This is a genomic window from Rossellomorea sp. ABR4_004, from assembly GCF_056159585.1.
This window is the reverse complement of the sequence record NZ_JBSWVM010000001.1, coordinates 390,081-411,657: the sequence shown is the minus strand read 5'-3', so window position 1 is coordinate 411,657 and position 21,577 is coordinate 390,081. Positions and strand designations below refer to the sequence as shown.

At 40.1% G+C, this 21,577-nt stretch carries 25 protein-coding genes; 19 read left to right on the top strand and 6 right to left on the bottom strand.

Translation table 11 applies throughout. The features are described 5' to 3' along the window. Positions 1–80: 80 nt before the first annotated feature. A complete protein-coding gene (locus tag ACXAF2_RS02310; protein ID WP_475137205.1) occupies positions 81–566 on the bottom strand; it encodes a PCYCGC motif-containing (lipo)protein in 486 nt (161 codons plus the stop codon). A gap of 220 nt (positions 567–786) precedes the next feature. Between ACXAF2_RS02310 and ACXAF2_RS02305 the strand changes: the two genes are divergently transcribed. The 3 genes from ACXAF2_RS02305 to ACXAF2_RS02295 all read left to right on the top strand — a co-directional run bounded on the left by ACXAF2_RS02305 (position 787) and on the right by ACXAF2_RS02295 (position 3,287). After that, positions 787–1,764, top strand: coding sequence for a nucleoside hydrolase (locus ACXAF2_RS02305; protein ID WP_475137204.1), 978 nt, complete (start codon positions 787–789; stop codon positions 1,762–1,764). Positions 1,765–1,872: 108 nt separating this feature from the next. After that, positions 1,873–2,703, top strand: a complete 831-nt coding sequence (locus tag ACXAF2_RS02300) for an SGNH/GDSL hydrolase family protein (protein ID WP_475137203.1) — start codon at positions 1,873–1,875, stop codon at positions 2,701–2,703. Beyond that, positions 2,700–3,287: a YpmS family protein gene (locus ACXAF2_RS02295; RefSeq protein ID WP_475137202.1), complete on the top strand. Its 588-nt coding sequence runs from the start codon at positions 2,700–2,702 to the stop codon at positions 3,285–3,287. Before ACXAF2_RS02300 ends, ACXAF2_RS02295 begins: the two co-directional genes overlap by 4 nt. Before the next feature lie 77 nt (positions 3,288–3,364). Here ACXAF2_RS02295 and ACXAF2_RS02290 read toward each other — a convergent pair whose 3' ends face one another. Continuing rightward, positions 3,365–4,105, bottom strand: coding sequence for a DUF4397 domain-containing protein (locus tag ACXAF2_RS02290; protein ID WP_475137201.1), 741 nt, complete (start codon positions 4,103–4,105; stop codon positions 3,365–3,367). A gap of 324 nt (positions 4,106–4,429) precedes the next feature. Here ACXAF2_RS02290 and rsgA point away from each other — a divergent pair, with 324 nt between their 5' ends. The 4 genes from rsgA to ACXAF2_RS02270 all read left to right on the top strand — a co-directional run bounded on the left by rsgA (position 4,430) and on the right by ACXAF2_RS02270 (position 7,184). Beyond that, on the top strand, positions 4,430–5,458 hold the full coding sequence (rsgA, locus tag ACXAF2_RS02285) for a ribosome small subunit-dependent GTPase A (protein ID WP_475137200.1): 1,029 nt from the start codon (positions 4,430–4,432) through the stop codon (positions 5,456–5,458). 155 nt (positions 5,459–5,613) lie between these two features. Continuing rightward, positions 5,614–6,156, top strand: a complete 543-nt coding sequence (gene msrA / locus ACXAF2_RS02280) for a peptide-methionine (S)-S-oxide reductase MsrA (protein WP_475137199.1) — start codon at positions 5,614–5,616, stop codon at positions 6,154–6,156. Beyond that, entirely contained in the window at positions 6,153–6,575 is a 423-nt protein-coding gene (gene msrB, locus ACXAF2_RS02275; protein ID WP_475137198.1) for a peptide-methionine (R)-S-oxide reductase MsrB, read from the top strand. The genes msrA and msrB overlap by 4 nt, the downstream gene beginning before the upstream one ends. A 108-nt stretch (positions 6,576–6,683) precedes the next feature. After that, positions 6,684–7,184: a PTS sugar transporter subunit IIA gene (locus tag ACXAF2_RS02270; RefSeq protein ID WP_475137197.1), complete on the top strand. Its 501-nt coding sequence runs from the start codon at positions 6,684–6,686 to the stop codon at positions 7,182–7,184. 102 nt (positions 7,185–7,286) lie between these two features. Here the strand turns inward: ACXAF2_RS02270 and ACXAF2_RS02265 are convergent, their stop codons facing one another. Further along, a complete protein-coding gene (locus ACXAF2_RS02265) occupies positions 7,287–7,868 on the bottom strand; it encodes a DUF502 domain-containing protein (RefSeq protein WP_475137196.1) in 582 nt (193 codons plus the stop codon). A 164-nt stretch (positions 7,869–8,032) separates the two neighbouring features. On the opposite strand from ACXAF2_RS02265, the gene ACXAF2_RS02260 reads away from it, so the two are divergent. Beyond that, positions 8,033–8,173: a YjcZ family sporulation protein gene (locus ACXAF2_RS02260; RefSeq protein ID WP_113970745.1), complete on the top strand. Its 141-nt coding sequence runs from the start codon at positions 8,033–8,035 to the stop codon at positions 8,171–8,173. A 64-nt stretch (positions 8,174–8,237) separates the two neighbouring features. Here the strand turns inward: ACXAF2_RS02260 and ACXAF2_RS02255 are convergent, their stop codons facing one another. Then, entirely contained in the window at positions 8,238–10,031 is a 1,794-nt protein-coding gene (locus ACXAF2_RS02255; RefSeq protein WP_475137195.1) for a methyl-accepting chemotaxis protein, read from the bottom strand. A gap of 876 nt (positions 10,032–10,907) precedes the next feature. On the opposite strand from ACXAF2_RS02255, the gene ACXAF2_RS02250 reads away from it, so the two are divergent. From ACXAF2_RS02250 to ACXAF2_RS02210, 9 genes are all read left to right on the top strand, one after another. Beyond that, positions 10,908–12,215 carry an aspartate aminotransferase family protein gene (locus ACXAF2_RS02250; RefSeq protein WP_475137194.1) on the top strand — a complete coding sequence of 436 codons (1,308 nt, stop codon included), beginning with the start codon at positions 10,908–10,910 and terminating at the stop codon, positions 12,213–12,215. Between the two features lie 2 nt (positions 12,216–12,217). Continuing rightward, positions 12,218–12,916 carry a 3-oxoacid CoA-transferase subunit A gene (locus tag ACXAF2_RS02245; protein ID WP_475137193.1) on the top strand — a complete coding sequence of 233 codons (699 nt, stop codon included), beginning with the start codon at positions 12,218–12,220 and terminating at the stop codon, positions 12,914–12,916. Next, entirely contained in the window at positions 12,895–13,557 is a 663-nt protein-coding gene (locus tag ACXAF2_RS02240) for a 3-oxoacid CoA-transferase subunit B (protein WP_475137192.1), read from the top strand. Before ACXAF2_RS02245 ends, ACXAF2_RS02240 begins: the two co-directional genes overlap by 22 nt. Positions 13,558–13,568: 11 nt before the next feature. Further along, positions 13,569–14,834, top strand: a complete 1,266-nt coding sequence (locus ACXAF2_RS02235; protein WP_475137191.1) for a peptidase — start codon at positions 13,569–13,571, stop codon at positions 14,832–14,834. Positions 14,835–15,036: 202 nt separating this feature from the next. Next, the gene (ablB, locus tag ACXAF2_RS02230) at positions 15,037–15,870 is read left to right on the top strand and encodes a putative beta-lysine N-acetyltransferase (protein WP_475137190.1); all 834 of its coding nucleotides are present in this window, start codon (positions 15,037–15,039) and stop codon (positions 15,868–15,870) included. Positions 15,871–15,962: 92 nt separating this feature from the next. Beyond that, on the top strand, positions 15,963–17,390 hold the full coding sequence (gene kamA / locus ACXAF2_RS02225; RefSeq protein ID WP_475137189.1) for a lysine 2,3-aminomutase: 1,428 nt from the start codon (positions 15,963–15,965) through the stop codon (positions 17,388–17,390). Beyond that, entirely contained in the window at positions 17,383–17,673 is a 291-nt protein-coding gene (locus tag ACXAF2_RS02220; RefSeq protein WP_475137188.1) for a YokU family protein, read from the top strand. The genes kamA and ACXAF2_RS02220 overlap by 8 nt, the downstream gene beginning before the upstream one ends. Before the next feature lie 105 nt (positions 17,674–17,778). Beyond that, a complete protein-coding gene (locus tag ACXAF2_RS02215; protein WP_475137187.1) occupies positions 17,779–18,003 on the top strand; it encodes a YozE family protein in 225 nt (74 codons plus the stop codon). A gap of 138 nt (positions 18,004–18,141) precedes the next feature. Further along, positions 18,142–18,801: a hypothetical protein gene (locus tag ACXAF2_RS02210; protein WP_475137186.1), complete on the top strand. Its 660-nt coding sequence runs from the start codon at positions 18,142–18,144 to the stop codon at positions 18,799–18,801. Here the strand turns inward: ACXAF2_RS02210 and ACXAF2_RS02205 are convergent. Next, positions 18,785–18,955, bottom strand: a complete 171-nt coding sequence (locus tag ACXAF2_RS02205) for a hypothetical protein (protein ID WP_475137185.1) — start codon at positions 18,953–18,955, stop codon at positions 18,785–18,787. The genes ACXAF2_RS02210 and ACXAF2_RS02205 overlap by 17 nt on opposite strands. A 123-nt stretch (positions 18,956–19,078) precedes the next feature. Between ACXAF2_RS02205 and ACXAF2_RS02200 the strand changes: the two genes are divergently transcribed. Next, entirely contained in the window at positions 19,079–19,255 is a 177-nt protein-coding gene (locus tag ACXAF2_RS02200) for a YozD family protein (RefSeq protein ID WP_148969368.1), read from the top strand. Positions 19,256–19,382: 127 nt separating this feature from the next. On the opposite strand, the gene ACXAF2_RS02195 is transcribed toward ACXAF2_RS02200, so the two are convergent. Next, positions 19,383–20,474 (bottom strand): DUF2515 family protein, encoded by a 1,092-nt coding sequence (locus ACXAF2_RS02195; RefSeq protein WP_475137184.1) that lies wholly within the window; start codon positions 20,472–20,474, stop codon positions 19,383–19,385. A gap of 290 nt (positions 20,475–20,764) precedes the next feature. On the opposite strand from ACXAF2_RS02195, the gene ACXAF2_RS02190 reads away from it, so the two are divergent. After that, positions 20,765–21,568, top strand: coding sequence for a serine/threonine protein kinase (locus ACXAF2_RS02190; protein WP_475137183.1), 804 nt, complete (start codon positions 20,765–20,767; stop codon positions 21,566–21,568). The last annotated feature ends 9 nt before the right edge of the window (positions 21,569–21,577 follow it).

Sequence of the window (21,577 nt, the reverse complement as noted above, 5' to 3'; positions counted from 1 at the left end):
CGTAAGACGAAAGGGAACCTTTTTCCTTTCGTTTTTTCTTTTTAAAAAAAGACAGCAGAATCAACTGCTGTCTTTACTCATTATGAAGGCATAGGCGTTGGCGTAGGCTTAGCGTAACCTTCATTATATTGTTCATCGATAAAGGTTCTAATTTGCTTGATGGATTCACCATTTTTGTACTTCACAATGGATTCTGCCGCAATTTCCAAACACACCTGACATCTGGTGCCGTGATCATCCCAGACCACTTTGTCCCCTTTTATTTCGTAAACAAAGCAATTCAGATTACTTTCGTGCCCGGCAGAATCACCGCACCCGCAATAACAAGGGATATATTGTAACAGCTCAGGGTTTTTAGCAGCTGAAGAATAGATAAGCTTCATATTGTCGTCCTTATCATCTAGAAAAGAGGGAAGTGTATCAACGGAAGAAGTTTCCTCCCTAAGATCCCCATTGGCGGCTGTATGATCATGATGAGCTTCCTCCTCCTGATTGCTTGAACAACCGGCAAGAATACCTAATAAACCAATAACAATAGTGAAATATAATAAGAGATTTTTCTTCATAAGTTCCCCTTTCCTATGCGATTATATATGTATTGTACCACTTTTAAAAAAGCAGGTTTGTCCCTTTTATTGATGATTTTATGAATCTTACTGCGTCCTCATAACCAATGCAATCATATCATAGAAGTATAATAGGTAAGAAGTTTGGTCTCATCTCTCCAGTAGATGAAAAATAATCTTTCTTATTAAATTGAAATCAAAAGAAAGGAAGTGGCCGGACTTGTCTGATAAGAAAAAAGTATTGGTGATTTCAGACTTTGGGATCGATGATATTGTCGCAGTATTATATGCTTACTACAGTGATACGATTGAAATTGTAGGAATTGTTTCTGATTATGGAAATGTCTCTAAAGCGAGTGCATTGAAAAACGTCAAATATCTTCAAAGTATTACCGGAATCACCGATATACCTGTTATCGGAGGGGCGGTCTCTGCTTTAACCGGCATACAACCGCAATTTTTTCCTGATATACATGGTATAGATGGCCTGGGACCGATATCACTTGATGGTATAGAACTCGACAACTCAGAAATAAGCGAAAATTTTTATGAAATCAATTCACTAATTGATAAGTATGCAGGTGAGTTATATATATATTCTGCAGGTCGTTTGACTTCCTTGGCAACTGCCTTTGTGTTATACCCGGAAACAATGAAAAAGGTAAAAGAATTTTATGTGATGGGAGGTGCATTTCATGTACCGGGGAATGTGACCCCGACGGCAGAAGCGAATTTCTATGGAGATCCATATGCTGCCAATATCTTGATACAACTCGCCCCCAAACAAATTCATCTCATCCCCTTAGATGTAACCATGTATGCTCTTTTAACACCTGCAATGATTGATCATCTCCATGAATTTTATTTGAAATCAAATGACAAAGTCGGGCAGATCATCAAACCGATGGTGGATTATTATTATGAGTTCTATAAGAAGACGTACCCGGATATTTCGGGAAGTCCCCTGCACGATTTATTGGCCATGTGGGCACTTGCGGACGGAGATAAAATGATGTTTGAAGAAGTTCCTATCCGGGTTGCCACCAATACAGGCTGGACTTTTGGTCAGAGCATAGGAGATTTTAGGCAGTCAAAGGAAAAAGAAAAATGGCAGGTCCATAAGATCGCAAAGCAGTTCAACTATAGGCAGTTTATCACAGAGGTATTCGAGACGCTGAAATCTGGTCCCAGCCGGTAGATTGACAAAGTCACATAAATTTACATGTTCTTAATGATTTGTTTACAAAGGTTTCATGACGAAACAAGCGTGATATAATTATACTAAAGTGCAAGCGAGGTGACGCATATGAAAAAACGACCGATTATCATGCTCGCTTTTGTTTTTTTCCTGTCAGGGTGTTCGTTAGAAGATGCTGCTGAGCATATTACAAGGGAAGTATCCATGTGGGATAAAGATAATCCGAACGATACCTTCATACCGAAGAACTTAAAAGTTGTTTCAGTGGGTGATTCATTAACTCAAGGTGTGGGTGACAGTACGAAAAAGGGTGGATATGTACCATACTTAGAGAAACATCTGGAATCATTGGATGGAGTAAAAGACGCCCAATTTCATAACTATGGGGTAAGAGGGAACCGTACCGACCAATTATTAAAAAGATTGAAGAAAGAAGATGTGAAAACTTCGATCGAACAATCAGATTTAGTCATGATCACGATTGGCGGAAACGATGTTATGAAAATTTTTCGTGAAAATCTTTCACACTTGAAGTTAGAAGTGTTTCAAGAAGAGAAACGACAATACCAATTACGATTACAAGAAATCATTGAAACGATCAGGAACTATAACCCAAATGCAGGAATCGTTCTTGTAGGGTTATATAACCCATTCAATACATGGTTTTCTGATATTGAAGAAGTCAACCAGGTGATTCATGATTGGAATGATGCCAGCCGGGAGATTCTTTCAGATTATGATAAAACCTTATTCGTTAAGATAGAGGACTTGTTTATTGATGCAGGTGATACGTTATTATTTGAAGACTACTTTCACCCAAATGATGAAGGGTACAAAATGATAGCAGATCGCATGTTTATAAACCTGACAAACGGGGAAACATTAGCTACATTAACAGATAGAAAGAAACCTGTTGAGGAAGAGGAGCAGCCGTCATGAAGAACAAATGGAAGGTAGGGTTTTTTGTTCTTTTAGGAGTTGTATTAATAGGGTTAGCCATCATTGTTTCAATGATTTTTATGCCGATTAAAGATGATGCACTGCCTAAAAACAACAAAAACACCAATCAAGAAGTAGGATTTAACGTAGAAACAAACAAAAAGGACTTAAATCTTATTATTGAACATTATATTGAAGAAGAAGGAATGAAGGGACCTGTTGATTATGAGGTTCAGTTAAAAGATGACGTGGAATTAATGGGTTCTGTTCCGGTTTTTACATCCAACTTAGACTTTAAGTTGGAATTTGAACCTAAAGCACTGGAAAATGGAGACATCCTCCTGAAACAGAAATCCATATCAGTAGGACAATTGAATCTGCCGGTTTCATACGTATTGAAGGTAATGAGAGATTCTTATAACTTTCCGGAATGGGTGAAGATACAACCTACCGATGAATTAATCTACGTTTCATTACAGGACATGAAATTGAAGAGTGATATTAAAGTAAGAGCGAACGAATTTAATTTAAAGGAAGATAATATTTCATTCCGGTTATTAGTACCGGTAGATCGTGCTCAATAGGAAAAGGTGGCGTCCCGATGGAAGCCACCTTTTTCGTATGCGGGCGTAAGTAGGCACAAACCGGGACACGGGCATGATTATCCTTTTAATAGAATGGCTTCTAATTCAGGGGTTCCGTTGGCTAACCCGACAGCTACGATGGTGTAAGCTTGATTAGGGCTTAATTTAACATTCGGAACACTCAGCACGGTATTTTTGCTTCCTGCCACTCTGGCTTCCAGATTGACCGTCATAGGGGTTAATCCAAGGTAGTCTGTAGCTTGTTTGAAGGATATATTCGGAAATACGACGTCTCCACCCTTTACTGCGATATCCACTGCAGGGGCGTCAGGGGAAAGATGTATGAATTTAACCTTTGTTTCTCCGCTGGGAACCGTAGGATCATCAAGGAACGGAAGAAGTTGCAGTTTATTTAGAGTCCCTACAGCGGCGAGAGTATAAATTTTTCCTGGATCAATTTTTACTTTTTTACTGATAACAGTCGTTACACTTGTACCTGCAGGGTAGACATCGATATGATATTTACCGGCTGGCAAGGTTAAATAATCACTGACATCCTTAAAGGCCACATCCCGTAGAACTCGGTTTCCATTCACATAAACGTCCACATTCGGTGCATCGGGTACAGCATGTAAAACGCGGACATAAGAAGGCTGTGTGGATGTAGTCATGTCAGCGCGCTGAGCTTGCAAAGCAAGCCTCATGTATTTTAAATGCTTTTGATAATAATGAATATGCATGGATGGGTCTGTGTATTTATAATAACCGGATAATAAGTCATACATCGCTGCTTTATTCAAATAATCATGTTGGCTCATCCGTATCTCTCCCTTTGTTTATTAACACAATAGATTATGCGGAAGAGGAAAAATGGTGAAAGTACCTATTTTTTGAATAAATCAGAAATATTTCTTGCGTTAGAGAAGAAAATAATGGATAATAAAATTACTAATTGAGAAAGTGGGTGATGACATATGAACTTATTATTGATTTGTTATACAAGTAAACTAAATATGCTTCGTAATGGTTCAGCACGTCAACTCACTTTTAACGGGATAAATTGATTATTTTCTTTCAAACTTGAAAATCCGTTGGCGTGTTGAATCACGCAACGGATTTTTTAATTTTTGGGAGGAACCAAATTGAATAGCAGAGAAAATGTTTTTGAAATGATGAAACACCTTGAAGAAGAAGGATACATGTTAGGAAGGGTTGTGACCGAGCAAAAGGGTGCCTTCATGGTCATGACCAAAACAGAAGATCGATTAAGTAAAATCTCAGGGAAGCTCAGGTTCCAAACGGTAAAGCGGGAAGACCTTCCTGCAGTAGGCGATTGGATTCTCTTAAGCGAGGAAGGCGCAATCATAGACAAGGTGTTGCCCCGAACGAGTAAGTTTTCAAGAAAGAAGGCAGGCGAAGAAGCAGAAGAGCAAATCATTGCTACGAATATAGATACCGTATTCATTCTTTCTTCTTTAAATGATGACTTAAACAGTAAACGGATGGAGCGGTATGTACTTCTGTGCTGGGAAAGTGGGGCAAATCCCGTTATCGTACTTACAAAATCGGATACATGTGAAGATGTTGAGGAGAAAAAGAGAGAAGTAGAAAACGCATTGCTCGGGGTTAAAGTAATTACGATAAGCACGATAAATCATGAGGGAATTGAGGAGCTGCATCCCTATCTGGAAATGGGTAAAACGGTAGCGCTTGTCGGTTCTTCTGGTGTGGGAAAATCGACCCTCACAAATCTCCTTGTAGGAAATGACGTTCAGAAGACCAAACAAATCAGGGAATCAGATGATAAAGGGCGTCATACCACAACACACAGAGAGTTATTTTTATTGGATAGTGGTGCATCCATCATTGATACGCCAGGTATGAGGGAGATTCAACTATGGCAGGGACAAGAAGGGCTATCCACTCAATATCACGATATTGAAAAGTTGGCACTTCAATGCAGATTCACCGATTGTCGTCATGAGGATGAACCTGGTTGTAAGGTTAGAGCTGAGATACAAGAGGGGTCTTTGTCAGAGGAACGATTCGGGCATTATTTGAAATTGCAAAGAGAAATTGCCTATATGGAGAGAAAAGGGAATAAGCGACTGGAGTCGGTAGAACGAAAAAAATGGAAGAATATCGGTAAGCAGAGGAAACTTAAATATTAGATGTAAAAAGGACCCTGGATGACTCCAGGGTCTATTTTTCATTGTGAACTGTAAACCAAATCAACAAGCTTAATATTTTCCCTTTTAACGTGAATGCGTTAAAATCTCTTACAAAGGGAATAGTGAAAGAGAATGAAATGGAAAGGATGATGAGCATGACGGAAGCTTCGCATTATGAAAAAGCTACATTTGCCGGAGGTTGCTTTTGGTGCATGGTGAAACCATTTGATGAACAGCCGGGGATTGGCAGTGTGATTTCAGGTTACACGGGAGGAACCGTTCCGAATCCAACTTATAAAGAAGTATGCTCAGAAACGACTGGTCATTATGAGGCCGTTCAAATTGAATACGATCCATCAGTGTTTCCTTACGAGGAATTATTGGAAGTATATTGGCAGCAAATTGATCCAACCGATCCGGGCGGACAATTCTTTGACCGTGGACATTCGTATAATACGGTCATTTTCTACCATAATGAACAGCAAAAAAAGCTGGCGGAAGAATCTAAGAAGAATCTTGGGCAGTCAGGCAAGTTTAAAAAGCCGATTGCTACTCAAATTCTGCCTGCGAAGGAATTTTATCCTGCAGAGGAGTATCATCAGGGTTATTACAAAAAGAACCCTGGTCATTATAATCGATATAGCCGAGGATCTGGAAGAATAGCATTTATTGAAAATCATTGGGGGGAAGATAAATGAGTAAGGAAGATTTAAAGAAAACGTTAACTCCTGAACAATATGATGTCACACAAAAGAACGGCACTGAACCTCCATTTAGTAATGAGTATTGGAATACGTTTGAGGAGGGAATCTATGTAGATATCGTATCAGGAAAACCTCTCTTTAGCTCTAAAGATAAATATGATGCCGGATGTGGTTGGCCAAGTTTTACAAAGCCGATCGACGAAGAGGAAGTCACTGAAAAAGAAGACCGCAGTCATTTTATGGTCAGAACAGAAGTGAGGAGTAAAGAAGCAGATTCTCACCTGGGTCACGTGTTTAATGATGGGCCGGGACCAACCAAGCTTCGATATTGTATAAATTCAGCCGCTCTTCGATTTATTCCGGCAGAGAAGCTTGACGAAGAAGGATATGGGAAATACAAAAAATTATTTTAATATAACGAAGTGTTGTGAAACTCTTCACATATGTGCTAGAATAGATTTCTGATGTTTACATTGCGCTACATATGTGTATATAAAATATATATAGGAAGGTGAATGATTATGTTAAAAAAGCTTTTCGGTAAAAAAGAAGAGGCACCTAAAACCGTCCATGCAGTTGCGCCTTTAACGGGAACATTAAAATCACTTGAAGAGGTTCCAGATCCAGTATTTTCTCAAAAGATGATGGGAGATGGGATTGCGATTGATCCTACTGTAGGTAAGGTCGTTTCACCTGTAGACGGCGAAATCATGCAGCTTTTCCCAACAAAGCACGCAGTTGGGATCAAAGCGAAAAACGGTGCTGAAATTCTTATCCACATCGGTCTTGAAACAGTCTCAATGAACGGTGAAGGCTTTGAAGCACATGTTTCAGAAGGGTCCAAAGTGAATATCGGAGATCCATTAATTACGTATGACTTAGAGCTTGTGAAAGAAAAAGCAAAAAGTACCATCACACCAATCATCTTAACAAACGGTGATGACATGGCTGAACTAGTGAAAAAAGAGTTGACGTCTGTTACAGCAGGACAAGATGAAGTATTGGCAATTTCAACTAAATAATATAGTAGGTATGGACCGGCTTGATTGCCGGTCTTTTTTTATAAGGTGTCCATCAGGACCGGAGCCAATCTCCGCCCCGTTATTGTCTAATCAGCTTATCAACTATTTTTCCTTCTTCGTCGTCATTCCCCCAGACAATATAAACTTCATCGCTTCTTCAGATTTTATATCCAGTATCTCAATATCTTTTTTGGGAATCAAAAAGGTGACTCCTGCTACTTGAAACGTTTGAGGTACGTATACTGCTACGTGATCTTGCAGGTCATTATGCAAATCTGCAAGGTTCTCTGTCGTAATAAAGCCCAGGCATTTCATTGTTGTACCAGGCATTTTGACGAGTGCCACTTTGGAAAAGGACTTCTTTTCTCTTAAGAAAGAGTGAATGGTATCTTTGATGACCGAGTAAATCGTTTTCACTAAGGGGATTTTTTGTAAAAGGATATCAACTATACGAATGATCGTACCTGTAAAAAACTTTGTGGAAAGCCAACCGAGTACGGTTAATAGAACGATGGTTGCGAGTAGTCCAATACCGGGAATATAATTTTCATCAAGATATGGCTTTAAAACATTTACTAATAATCCATCCAGGAATAGAAACATTTTATAAACTACATAAGTGACCAATCCAATCGGAACAATTGTTAGAACACCGTTAATAAACGATTTTAAAAACCATTTCATACTGTCATTTCTCCTGTCTTCTCTTAAAATCTATTCCTATTATATAGAAAGGCTACTGTACAGAAAAGGAGTAGCCTTAAATAAATTAGGCAAATACACAAACCATTTCTAGGTGAATGACATACAGTGTAATGTAAATAAATAATTTTTGAGGAGTGATAGGTATGAACTATGGTTATGGTTGTGATCCATGCTATCAAGGTGGATATGCTTATCCAGTTGCCGGTGTAAATAATTTTGCGTTGATTGTTGTGTTATTCATCCTGTTAATTATTATTGGAGCCGTTTGCTACTGCGGGAAGTGATTCCAGGTTTTATCGTTAGATGAGAAATGAAAAAGAGCCGTCACACGACGGCTCTTTTTTAATATTAGATTTTAAAACTTGAAACAAGTTCTTTCAATTTTTCCGCTTGTTGTGAAAGCTCTGAAGCGCTTGCCGTTACTTGTTCCATTGCAGCTGACCCTTCCTCGGAGGCAGCAGCAGTGGTTTCTGTGTTAGAAGCAGTAGCTTCCGCAATTTCATTGACCAGGGCAAATGAAGCTGCTACATCATGACTGAGACTTAGGGTTTCCTGAATATGGCCAACCATCTCATCCACTACAATTGTTGTTTTTGTGGTTTGATTTATTATATCTTCAAGGGAGGCGTTTGTTTCATTTGTGATTTCGACCCCTGCGATAACCTCTTTTACTCCATCCGAGTTTTGCTTAATAATGACGTTCACTTCTTCTTGAATACTGTGCACGATTTCTGTAACACCTTTTGCCGCTTGTCGGGATTGTTCAGCCAGTTTCCTGACTTCATCTGCCACAACGGCAAAGCCTCTTCCATGCTCTCCGGCACGTGCCGCTTCAATGGCAGCATTCAAAGCAAGAAGATTGGTTTGCTCTGCAATATCAGTAATGGTACCGATAATCGTCGTGATTTGTGATGAACGCTGTCCTAACGCTTCGACGGTTTCACTTGTATTGGACATGGTTTCTTCAATGTTCAACATTTTAGATGAAGAGGCTTGAACGGTTTTGCCGCCTCGTTCAGCAACTACCTTCATATCACGTGCAGTTTCCCGTACTTGTTCTGCTTGATTGAACAAAAAACGGGCGGCTTCTTCCAAACTGTTCATTTTTTCTAATGAGGTAGACATTCGACTTGTTGTTTGATCGCTTCCAGCTGCAATTTCTGTGGATGTTTCTGCAATGGATGTAATCGTCCTTGATGTTTCTTCGGCTGAAGCAAGAAGTTGCTGACTGCTGGCTGATACGTTTTCGGCCATTTCCGAAACCTGCCTCACCAGGATGGCGATTCCGGAGATAAGCTGATTTGTATCAGATGCCAGGTCAGCTAGCTCATCCTTGGATTTCACATGAATTCGTTTTGTTAAATCTCCGCCTGCGTTTGCTATCTCTAAAATAGAACGACTGATTTTCCTGGTGTTCGTCTTAATTGTATGAGATAAAATGATGCCGAAGAAGATAGCCAATAAAACCGCAAATGCCGATAAGCCAATGGTAACGACTTTGGACAGTAATACCTGTTGATTTAGAGAATCAATACGATTATTCAGATCTTTTTGTTGGTCGACTACAATCATATCTACATATGAGCGGATTCCGTCCAGATACTTCTTACCCGTACCAGATTCAACGAGTGTTGCTGCTTGCTCAAGCCCTTTATCCTTCCTTGTCTCGATTACACGATCAACGAATTGAATCCAAAAACTATATTGAGCTTCTATCTTATCTAATTTATCAAGCTGCTCCTGATCGTCCTGTAATAGAGTATTCAAGTCTGCAATGTGACTTTCTACCTGACCTTTACCATTTTGATAGGGTGCCAAAAATCCCGTTGCCCCTGTAATGACAAAGCCTTGTTCTCCAATTTCAATCTCATTTAATACCTTTGACAAATCCTTCACCTTTGTATCAACCTGCATATCATATGTAATCAACGTGTCGATCTCTTTTTCAAGCTTCATCATATTGAAGTAAGAAGTAGAGGCAAGGACTAGAAGGACAATGGTCAATAAACCGAATGACAGAACCACTTTTCCACGGATTGTCCGGAAATATGAGAAGGCTCCAAAGGTCTTTCTTTGTTTTTCCTTCTTATTTTTCTTCGTTTTTGGTGCTTTTTTTAAATGTTTTTCTCTTGTCTTTTTCACCATTTCCCCCTCCTGAAGATAAGCAAAAAGTAGCATCATAGGATGAACTTACCATTATTTTATACATATCGACCTAATTTATCTAGTCACTTTGTAAACTTTTTGTCGAATTTTTAAGAATCTTAGTACATTTCACTCAATAAACTCTTATTGAAAGGCTCTTTTCGCAAAGATTGCTGTTTTCTAGCATAGAATCTGCCAGGTCTCTGTCAACCAGGTTTATGCTGGATGGTGAGGGGAACTGCTCCGCTTTCCGCGGACGTTCGGCCGAGCCTCCTCAGCTTCGCCGAACGGGGTCTCGGCACGACCGTACTTCCGCAGGAGTCTGCGCAGTTCCCCTCACCATCTTTAACAGTATTTTCATGACAGAGCTTCAAGGTGTGCAAGAAAAAAATGTAAATAGAAAAAATAATTCTTCCTTAAAAGGAAATTCAATCTTTACTTACCTTTAATAAGATTGTTTGCTAAAAAGCTTGTTTAAATTGTTTTCAACTTAGGATTCATGCTCAGAAAGTTGATTGGAGCGGAAGGATGCTCGACTCCTGCGGGAATAGCTGGACAGGTGAGACCCCGGAGGCGCAGCCGAGGAGGCTCACCGCCAGCCCCGCGGAAAGCGAGCATCCTGGAGCGGAAATTAACTATTACTTTCTCCTCTACAATAGCAACAAACTTTACGAGAAGAGCCTAATGAAAAAAATTGTGATTTTTGATGAGGCTTTGAGCTTTAATAAAAATTTATTTGTATTATTCTTTTTTCTTAAAGAAAAGAAAGATTCTGTTTTTCATACATATGAATAATGGTAGGGAAATCTTTTTATGCAACCAGATGAGCGAATCGAGAGAGAGTACGAATCTGATTCTTTCAGGAGGGGGATTATGCCTCATTCGCATTTAATAAAGCCTTTGATTGGTGAACATTATCCGACGATTGATTATGGAAAAGGTGTGTATTTGTACGATACTGATGGCCGGGAGTATATAGATGCTTGTTCTGGAGCAGTTACGGCAAATGTAGGACATGGTATGGAAGAAATTCTTCAATCAATTGTGAATCAAGGAAATAAAGTGGCCTTTGTGTATCGCTCTCAATTCAGTAATCAGCCTGCAGAGGATTTAGCATCCTTTCTTCACGATAAGACAGGCTATCCATGGAGCTTCTTCGTGAATAGTGGTTCTGAGGCGGTCGAGACGGCCATCAAAATTGCCATCCAGCATTGGCAGGAACAAGGAAAACCGATGAAAAGAAAGATTTTATCCCGATGGCTGAGTTACCATGGAATCACTTTCGGTGCATTATCCGCATCTGGACATCCTTCCAGAAGAGAACGTTTCGATTCCTTTTTAGGTGACTGGCCGACCGTCGAGCCGCCTTATTGTGCTCACTGTCCTTTTGGAAAAACGCATCCATCATGTGATCTTGCCTGTGCTTCTCAATTGGAAACGATGATCAGCAGAATAGGAGCCGATAATATTGCTGCCTTTATGGCAGAACCGATCATCGGTGCGGCAGGTGGGGCGATTACTCCTCCAAAAGGTTATTATAAACGGATAAAGTCAATCTGTGAGAAACATGATATTTTGTTTATTTCAGATGAAGTGATGACAGGCTGTGGTCGGACTGGAACCTTTTTAGCTTTAGAGCAGTGGCAAGTAAAAGCCGATATTGTAGCGATAGGAAAAGGATTAAGTGCAGGATATGCCCCTATTGCTGCCACGCTCATTTCCGATACCATTATGGAGCCGATTTTGAATGGATCAAGAGTCATTATGAGCGGTCATACATTTAGTGGAAATCCAATGTCTGCAACAGCAGCACTTGCTGTTCTAAAGCTGATTGATTCAGAAAAGGTGATTGAAGGTGTCGATCATAAAGGAACATACTTGAAAAATCTAATAGAAAAATTAAAAACTGAATTTACCTTTGTGCAAGATGTAAGAGGAAAAGGACTGATGTTGGGAATAGAGCTGAATTCCCTTGGAGCACCATTTACTTCTTATATTGTTCAAGCAGGGGTTGAATGTGGGGTTTTATTATATCCCGCAGCGGCGGGGATAGATGGTAGGAAGGGATCCGCCATTATGGTTGCTCCTCCATTGAACAGTTCGAAAAGGGAGCTCGAGGAAATGGTTAAGAGACTCAGAAGGACCTTTCAACTAGTAGAAGAGAATTGGAAGGAGATCTAAATATGTCCCGTCTTCATAATAAAAGAAGCAGCTATGAACATATAAAACATTTTTTTAATGATGGAATGACGTTGATGTTTGGCGGCTTTGGAGGGGTGGGTTCTCCTCCTACTTTATGTAAGCACTTATTGGATTGGGGAACGAAGGATATCACGATTATTGGAAATGATACAGGCTTTCCTCATATCGGAATTGGACAACTGGTTGCACAATACAGAGTAAAAAAGGTGATTGCCTCCCATATCGGGTCTAACCCGGTAGCAGGTCGGTTGATGAGTGAAGGGAAGCTGGAAGTTGAATTCTCACCACAAGGGATATTGGCCGAAAGAATCCGGGCTGGTGGTGTGGGGTTGAAGGGTATCGTAACCGAAATTGGTGTGGATGATCCATATTTAAATAAAGGAAAAGAGATACTGGAGATAGATGGGGGCCGTTACCTATATGAATCTGCCCTGGATGCTCAAGTAGGGATAGTATATGCAAAAAAAGCCGACACATATGGGAACCTTATTTATGATAAAAGTGCCAGAAACACGAATCCCCTTGTGGCTATGGCAGCAGATATCACGATTGTAGAGGCAGAAGAAATTGTGAATGTCGGAGAGTTGGATCCTGAGGAAATCGTCACGTCGGGTGTTTTTGTAGATCATATTGTTTTATCTAAAGGAGTCGACTGGAAATGGGCCTGGGAAACGAATTGAAAGATAAGTTAGCAAAGCGTGCGGCTTTAGAAGTGAAAGAGCATATGATTGTAAATTTAGGGATCGGAATCCCTTCACTTGTACCAAATCATCTTCCGCCGGGGTTCCCCGTTGTTTTTCAATCGGAGAATGGAATTATTGGAATCGGACCTGCACCTGGGCAAGGGCGGGAGGACGAAAACTTGTGTAATGCAGGAGGATACCCTGTTTCATTGATGAATGGTGGCTGTTATACAGATAGCTCCATCGCATTTGCCATGATTCGACGGGGCAAAGTCGATTTAACGATTCTGGGTTCCCTGCAAGTCAGTGAAAAAGGCGATCTTGCCAATTGGATCATACCAGGCAAAAAAGTACCGGGAATGGGAGGTGCAACCGAACTTGCCTCGAAGGCAAAGAGAGTCATAGTGCTCATGACCCATTTGGATAAAAAAGGTGGAAGCAAGATCGTTCGGGAATGTACGCTTCCAATAACCACGAGGTCATGCGTTTCAATGATCATTACAGACAGGGCCGTATTTACAATTGAGGATGGTAGATTGATATTAAAAGAATTATTTAATCCATACACACTTCAAGATATTGAAGAGACAACAGAAGCTCAATATACCCTGAGCCCCGCTATCAAGTATTTAGACTAGGAGGAACCGAATTGGAAACTCACCGTCTCATCAAGAAAATAATAGAAGATAAAAAGAAAAGTACAATCAAGCTCCTGCAAAGGTTAGTGCAGGAAGATAGTGTAAGGGGCAATGAATCTAAGGCCCAGGCGATTGTCATCGAGAAATGCCGGAAGCTTGGCTTGGAGTTGGACATTTGGGAAGTGAAAGAATCGGATATGTTGGAGCATCCTTTCTATCGCTGTGATCGTGAGAACTTCGAAGGCAATCCAAATGTAGTCGGTGTGTTAAAAGGAACTGGTGGGGGCAGGAGTCTCCTGTTAAATGGACACATTGATGTCGTACCAGAAGGTGACAGGGAGAATTGGACATATGACCCATACGGTGGTGTGATTGAAGAAGGAAAGCTGTACGGAAGAGGTTCAACCGATATGAAGGGGGGATCTGTTGCTTTACTCCTTGCATTGGAAATCGTGAAGGAGTTAAACATCCCACTGAAAGGTGATATTCTCTTTCAAAGTGTGATAGAGGAGGAAAGTGGCGGGACCGGGACCCTTGCAGCCTTAGTGAGAGGGTACAAAGCAGATGCTGCCATTATTCCCGAACCCACCAACATGAAGATCTTTCCGAAGCAACAGGGATCCATGTGGTTCCGCCTGAAAGTTAAAGGGAAATCGGCACATGGGGGCACCAGGTATGAAGGGGTAAACGCCATCGAGAAAGCCTATACCGTCATTCAAACTCTTCAAGAACTGGAATTATCCAGAAACAAGAGGGTGAATGATCCTCTGTATAGAAATATTCCCATCCCATTACCAATCAATATTGGAAGAATTGAAAGCGGGAAGTGGCCATCCTCCGTTCCTGATCTTGCTATCATTGAGGGAAGGGTAGGGGTTGGACCATGGGAGTCCTTGCAACAAGTAGAAAATGAGGTAGTAGATGCCCTTTCTAAGATGGATAAGGTTGATTCATGGTTTGATCATCATCCTGTGGAAATCGAGTGGTTTGGTGGAAGATGGCAGCCGGGAGACCTTTCCTGTGATCATGAATTAGTGGAAAAGCTTTGCTATCATGCCAATGAAGTATTGCAAACCACCCCAATCATCGAAGCCTCACCCTGGGGAACGGATGGTGGAATTCTATCCAGGGGAGGGAATATTCCGGTCGTCGTTTTTGGTCCTGGAACAACTGAAGTGGCTCATGACGCAAACGAATACATCGAATTGAATAAAATCTATCAGACTGCTGAAATACTTTCCTTATTTATTTTGGATTGGTGTAACAAAGAGTCATAATTTTCCTGTTTACGGGTATAGGGTAATAAATGTTATTTACTCTTTCACATACCGTTGGTCAGCTTCAATGTTTATTAACTTCATATCATCCACAGAAGGAACAACTCTCATGATTTAAGACATAGGTTGTTCCTTTTTATTATGGTTTGTTTCATAACTTACCTTATCACTTCATATGTTGGTAAAAAAGGGGCTTATAAGAATGCAGACATACGAATATATAAATAAACCGAAGATAGAAGCTGCTATTTATAAAGATGGCTATAACCGAAGGCTACGGGTGGATGAGTTTAGAGGCAACCCGGTATTATTGTGGGAGTATGTGAAGAAGGCAACTCAGTCCAATCTTTATGAAAAGGTAATTGTGAAAGCAAGAAGGGATCAATCTCTCTATCTTTTCGAAAAAGGTTTCATCTTGGAGGGAGGAGTAAACGCATACTTTAATGGGGATAAAGCTTTTTTTATGAGTAAGTTTTTAACAGATGAAAGAAGAAATAGCTCGTACTGGAAGGATGAGGATGCCATTCTTCAATCCGTGCAGGAGCTCGGTGCACATGAAAGCGAAGGGTCTATACCGATTTCCGTCGCGACCGAAGAGCATGCAGGGCAGTTGGCCGATCTTTATCAGGAAGTATTTAAGTTATATCCTGTACCATTACACAACCCCGACTATGTGAGACAGTCAATGAAAAGTGGGACAATCTTTGTTTATATCGAGGAGGAAGGAAGAATCATCAGTGCTGCTTCCGCTGATGTGTCATCAACCTGCAAGAACGCCGAATTGACGGATTGTGCTACACGCTCTTCCTATCGAAAAGGCGGGTATATGAAACATCTTATCCGAAGATTGGAATGGGAACTGCTTAACCGCGACATTTTCTGTGCCTATACGATTGCCAGGGCACTTTCATTTGGTATGAATGCGGTATTCCATCAGCTTGGATATCGATACGGCGGAAGACTGGCGAACAATTGCATCATCTTCGACAAAATGGAAGATATGAACATTTGGGAAAAAGATTTAAGTGTAATGTAAAAGGATGAAAACCGATTGGGAATCTATTTCATAGGCTAATGTATAGTTCTGTTCCTGGTGGAAAGATACTTTGATGAAAGTTGGTGGAGTAGATGAAAATGAATCTCTATAAACCGAAAAGGGATTGGAAGGATATTGAGCTTTGGAAAGACGTTACGGATGAACAATGGAATAATTGGTTATGGCAGCTGACGAACACCATCAGAACCCTTGATGACTTAAAGAAAGTGGTAAACCTCACACCGGATGAAGAGGAAGGTGTAAAGATTTCGACCAAAACGATCCCGCTTAATATCACGCCTTATTATGCATGGTTAATGAACGAGGATGACGCGCGATGCCCTATCCGGATGCAATCCGTTCCGATTGGACAGGAAATTCATAAAACGAAGTATGATCTGGAGGATCCTTTACATGAAGATGAAGATTCCCCTGTTCCTGGATTAACGCACAGATATCCTGACAGAGTGTTATTTCTCGTAACCAATCAATGCTCCATGTACTGCCGTTATTGTACGAGAAGAAGGTTTTCGGGACAAATTGGAATGGGCGTACCAAAGAAGCAACTTGATGCGGCCATTGCATATATCCGGGATACTTCCAGCGTAAGAGATGTACTGCTATCGGGTGGGGATGGTCTACTGATAAATGACCAGATTCTTGAATACATCTTAAAGAATTTAAGAGAGATTCCACATGTCGAGATCATCCGGATTGGAACGAGGGCGCCTGTAGTATTTCCACAGCGGATTACCGAGAACCTGTGTAATATTTTGAAGAAATATCATCCCGTGTGGTTGAATACTCACTTCAATACATCGATCGAAATTACGGAAGAGTCCAAGAAAGCGTGTGAGATGCTTGTAAATGCAGGGGTTCCTGTAGGCAATCAAGCAGTTATTCTCGCCGGTATAAACGACAGTGTGCCTATTATGAAAAAACTTATGCATGACCTTGTTAAGATCAGGGTACGTCCATATTATATTTATCAATGCGACTTATCAGAAGGAATCGGCCACTTCAGGGCACCTGTTTCCAAAGGACTGGAGATTATTGAAGGCTTAAGGGGACATACATCCGGCTATGCCGTACCTACCTTTGTGTTAGATGCCCCCGGTGGTGGAGGGAAAATTTCCCTGCAACCGAATTATCTTATTTCTCAAAGTGCTTCTAAAGTGGTCGTCCGTAATTTTGAAGGAGTCATCTCCACCTATCCGGAACCTGAAGAATACGTAGCGGGCAGGGCAGATGATTATTTTAAAGAAGTGTATCATGATGAAGAGATTAAAGAACCTACCATTGGAATTGCCGGCTTGATGAATCAAACCCATTCTTCCCTCACCCCGAGTGGAATTAAGCGCTTGGAACGTAGAAAGGAATATCAGGAAAATCCGGATCACAATTCCCTTAAGGATTTCAGAGGAAAGAGAGATCAGCTTAAAGAAAAGAAGCATAAAGCGATGCTATCAAAAATGGAACAAGATAAAAATGATGATAAGGAAAAAACCATCAATGGATAAAAATAAGGCTAAAATATGCGAATGGTGTGAAGGTGAGACAGCTCATAAGGATCAATCGAACGTGTATTGGGAGCTCCCCGATGGTACTAGAGCGATTCAAATCTCTAATGTCCCCAGTATGAGCTGCAGTCATTGTGGAATGGAGTATCAGGAAGAAGCGGTCATCAATGAAATAGAGGACCAGCTTATGTTAATCGACACCAATTTAATCGATAAAGTGATCACTTACACTGATTTAATGGAACTTCCCCGTTTTCTAAAGAAAAATTACTTTCGATATTAACCGTGGATCATTCCGATAAAAGTACTCACGTAAAGCAAACCCTTTACGAATTCATTTTCTTCGGCTATCCTGTTAGAAAAGAAACGACAAGGGTAGGTGGAACAGGTGAGAAAATCCTTTTATCATTATTTAATGAAATATAGGCAGCCTACTGCCAAGGATGAATTAACTCATTTCGCAAATTCAGCTTATGATGATCACGGCTTTCCTAAACAATCAAAACAATACCATGAGATTAGTTCTTACCTTGAAATGAATGGTCATTATCTTGAAAATATGTCCATTTTCGATATGGCATGGGACGCCTATTTATTGGAAGAAAAAGTTTAACCTTTTCATCCTTAAAGCCAATGGGACTGACATTTGTTCTAGACAAATGTCGGTCCTTTTTTAAAAAGGCTTTTCGTGTATACCGTTATGCTTATTGTTGCATATCATATAAAAAAGGCGATTAAGGGTGAGGGGAGAATGAAGAAACGAAAAGAGCCTAGATTCAGAGTTGGAGAAACGGTAGTCGTAACTATCTATGGTACTGTCGGGAAAATAACCGATATTAAAAAACTTGATGGTGAGTTTTTATATGAGGTAAACGAAAGTGAAGGGCTTTTCAAGGAGAAGGCATTAGAATTGCTTGATTCTTATGATGGATACATTTTTGAACAGGAACAGATCGATATTGAATATAAATTTCTATTCGGGGATCTTGTTATCGTTAAGGGGTATGAAGAGGATCTCTTTAAAGTGGTTGGCTTCAGGACAGAGATATGGCGTTATAAGGACGATGCCTGGGAAGACGTCATTTATGAGTTAATGAGAATTACAGATGGAGAGTGGTTAGAAGCAGACGAAGATGAAATCACCTTAGTTGCAGATGAAGAGCAAGCAGAAGCCTTTATTAAGAAATACGGATTCGTATTTCCGCAGAAAAAAGAAGGCAAAATTAAATCGCTTCGTTCACCTGCTCACCCAAAGCCGAGTTGGATTGATCAGCTTCTGGATCATTATAATGATTACAAAGCATTGTATCTTCTCTTTGAAGATACTAAATATAAGAATAAGATGGACTATGTGTTAGAACAATTGAGAACTCATACAGACTCGCAATCTATTGTTAAAGAGAAGGAATAAGCCACATGATATACAGAAAAACTGGAACGCTTATGATTAAAAATGATAGCAATACAACCCGAAGAATCCACTGCATTCCTGAAACAATCAGTCCATCACCATTTTCTAAATCTTTTAATATCGTTTTCGTTTTTTGAGTAAATGTGCTTAACATCGAATCGCTCCTTATCTTTGATGATAAAGTCTATGCTTGTCTTTTATGTCTTATGAAAACTTTTTTCTAATAGCATAACTGGAAGCATTCTGTCATAAATTGAGAATCAAAGGGGGCGATCACATGCGGGAGATAGAAGTCTTTATCGACACCGAGGAAATTGCCGAGTTCTTCATGAAAGAACTCGTTCAAAGAGGATATGTACCGTCAGAAGATGAGCTGGAAGAAATAGCGGATATCACATTCGAGTATCTGATTGCCAAATGTATCATTGATGAAGAATGGGAAGAAGATGTATAGAATCTTTTCAACCATCGAATTGGAAATCACATCGTAAGGAATGTCCTTTCATATAATGGGGATTAACTCTTAAGTGCCTGTCATGTTTTTCGGGTTGCAGAAAAACATGCAGGTACTTTATTTTGAGTTAATCCCTCTTTAGATTCACAAGAAATGAGGTCAACGCTTCCCACTTTTTTGTCATAGAAAAACGATCAGGCATCACCATCGTCAATAGAGGTGCCATCACTTCGGTCGGCTGGTCAGTAAACCAGTCAGACGGAGGAATTGAGAAAGGAGGCATGTTATCCCAAACAGAACATAGGGTGGGACTATATAGATGAGTTTTTTTATCTTCTGTTGAATAAATGTGTGGCCAGTAATCTGCTCTCGAGCCGCTATGGGAACGGTGAATGGCAAATGAGTATGAGGAAGGAAAAACAGAGTGATGAAATAAAATTCCATATAACTTCTTGCCTAATAGAATTCTGCGCTTAACCTGTTCAAAGTGAGATACAGAAAGCCCGGCAAGAGAGAAGGGTGAAGGTTTTCCATACGGGAAGAGAATAGAAGCAAATTCTAAACGATCCTGCAATAGAAAAAGCCATTCTTCCACTCCCATTGATTTCTTCATACCGGATAATATTCTCTTTTGAATCATATGCTGTTCATTCATGATGAGCCCTATGGTTAAAACGTGTTCATTACCCGTTGTGAGAAAATCATTCCATATACTTTTCATGAAAATGGAAACGTTGAATTTTTTGAGAAGATGAAAGGAAGAATGCCCCGTACTTTTCCAGTGTTCATATAGCAACAATTGAGGATATGCATCTTGAAATATGGCTGCGTTACACAACTCGAGAAATGAGAAAATCGCATCTTGCCCTTTTTGGGACAACAAGTGAGAAAGCAGATTATTTCGAATGTCAGTCATATGATAGCCTGCATTCCTCGATACCATATGAGCAAGAAACGACCAGTGGATTTCAGGGTTTTTCTTGAAAAACTCAATGTAACATGCAGTTCTTGTTACGTTATTGAGATTAGCATCTCTTACTTTCATCAAGATACGTTCGTACAGTTCAAGATCATGAGGGAAATAAACAATCGGAGCAGGGTCTTGGATGGCTATATTATAAAGTTCACAAATAGATTTCTCTTTAAGAAGCGGCCTCGTATGGTCATTGTTTCCGGTCTTGATAAGGTTTAATAACTTCTGAAACGGTGAAAAGGTCAAGGGATCACGCTCCACCAAGATATTTTTTTTGTTTGAAACTAATTCCTAAATAAAACGTATATAGTAATACAAGTGGATAAGAAACATTCTTGGGAGGTTTGCTTATGTTAAGGAAAATAATAAAAAGTCTGTTAGGTTCGAAACATCATCGGTACAGCTCCAGTGATGCCTGGAAAAAGTATAAATCACCTAAACATAAACACTTTGGACATCAGCATTATAAGAAGCATAAGAGTAAAAGCTTTTTTTCCAGCTTTTTTAGCAGTTGATGGAATGAGAGGAAACGGTTTATGGTACACATGCTTTTTCGCAGACTGATCGATGGCTTTGAGCAGCCTTGGAAACCTGGAGAAAACATCAATGGCTACCATATCATTAAATTAGTCGGCAAAGGAAGCTATGGTACAACTTACTCCGTCACCGACCACTCAAGTGGAAAAGAAGCCATATTAAAAAGAATTCGCCCTTACAAAAAGTTATTTTCTAATCACGTCCAATATGTTCAAAATGAAATGAATGCACTACAAACTTTATCTCATCCCCGGTTTCCATCCGTTTATACAAAAGGTGAGTATAGGAAGACCCCTTATTTCGTAATGGAAAAAATGCACGGTCAAACATTTGAAGAGTTAATTTTCAAGGAAGGAAAAACATATTCGGAGGTAGAATCACTAAAGTTAGGTGTACAATTGGTCATCCTGGTTCAATGGATCCATGAAAATGGATACGTCCATCGAGACTTAAGGATCCCTAACATTCTACTGGATCATGGAACGCTTCAAATTATAGACTTTGGTCTTGCTTGTGAAATGAATGCAACATCAGAAACTGTCCCAGGGAAACATAAGGATTATATGAGGGATAAATCGAAGAAGAGTGATTTCTACGCAATCGGGCATTTTCTGTTATTTTTATTGTATTCTTCGTATGAACCGACGATGAAAAAGGAAAGAAGCTGGGAAGAAGAACTTGCCATTCATCATGATACCAGGATGGTGATCAGAAGACTTCTGCAGATTGATTCTGGGTTTACGGACGCTGAGGAGATTCTGGGGGAATTATCCCGAGTGATTGATACGCTACAAGAACGATAATCGAGGAGG

Bases quoted from the DNA above. Each gene is read 5' to 3' on its own strand.
- ACXAF2_RS02310 (WP_475137205.1), bottom strand. From the start codon at position 566: ATGAAGAAAAATCTCTTATTATATTTCACTATTGTTATTGGTTTATTA.
- ACXAF2_RS02300 (WP_475137203.1), top strand. From the start codon at position 1,873: ATGAAAAAACGACCGATTATCATGCTCGCTTTTGTTTTTTTCCTGTCA.
- ACXAF2_RS02295 (WP_475137202.1), top strand. From the start codon at position 2,700: ATGAAGAACAAATGGAAGGTAGGGTTTTTTGTTCTTTTAGGAGTTGTA.
- ACXAF2_RS02290 (WP_475137201.1), bottom strand. From the start codon at position 4,105: ATGAGCCAACATGATTATTTGAATAAAGCAGCGATGTATGACTTATTA.
- msrA (WP_475137199.1), top strand. From the start codon at position 5,614: ATGACGGAAGCTTCGCATTATGAAAAAGCTACATTTGCCGGAGGTTGC.
- msrB (WP_475137198.1), top strand. From the start codon at position 6,153: ATGAGTAAGGAAGATTTAAAGAAAACGTTAACTCCTGAACAATATGAT.
- ACXAF2_RS02270 (WP_475137197.1), top strand. From the start codon at position 6,684: ATGTTAAAAAAGCTTTTCGGTAAAAAAGAAGAGGCACCTAAAACCGTC.
- ACXAF2_RS02265 (WP_475137196.1), bottom strand. From the start codon at position 7,868: ATGAAATGGTTTTTAAAATCGTTTATTAACGGTGTTCTAACAATTGTT.
- ACXAF2_RS02260 (WP_113970745.1), top strand. From the start codon at position 8,033: ATGAACTATGGTTATGGTTGTGATCCATGCTATCAAGGTGGATATGCT.
- ACXAF2_RS02250 (WP_475137194.1), top strand. From the start codon at position 10,908: ATGCCTCATTCGCATTTAATAAAGCCTTTGATTGGTGAACATTATCCG.
- ACXAF2_RS02245 (WP_475137193.1), top strand. From the start codon at position 12,218: ATGTCCCGTCTTCATAATAAAAGAAGCAGCTATGAACATATAAAACAT.
- ACXAF2_RS02240 (WP_475137192.1), top strand. From the start codon at position 12,895: ATGGGCCTGGGAAACGAATTGAAAGATAAGTTAGCAAAGCGTGCGGCT.
- ablB (WP_475137190.1), top strand. From the start codon at position 15,037: ATGCAGACATACGAATATATAAATAAACCGAAGATAGAAGCTGCTATT.
- kamA (WP_475137189.1), top strand. From the start codon at position 15,963: ATGAAAATGAATCTCTATAAACCGAAAAGGGATTGGAAGGATATTGAG.
- ACXAF2_RS02220 (WP_475137188.1), top strand. From the start codon at position 17,383: ATGGATAAAAATAAGGCTAAAATATGCGAATGGTGTGAAGGTGAGACA.
- ACXAF2_RS02210 (WP_475137186.1), top strand. From the start codon at position 18,142: ATGAAGAAACGAAAAGAGCCTAGATTCAGAGTTGGAGAAACGGTAGTC.
- ACXAF2_RS02205 (WP_475137185.1), bottom strand. From the start codon at position 18,955: ATGTTAAGCACATTTACTCAAAAAACGAAAACGATATTAAAAGATTTA.
- ACXAF2_RS02200 (WP_148969368.1), top strand. From the start codon at position 19,079: ATGCGGGAGATAGAAGTCTTTATCGACACCGAGGAAATTGCCGAGTTC.
- ACXAF2_RS02190 (WP_475137183.1), top strand. From the start codon at position 20,765: ATGGTACACATGCTTTTTCGCAGACTGATCGATGGCTTTGAGCAGCCT.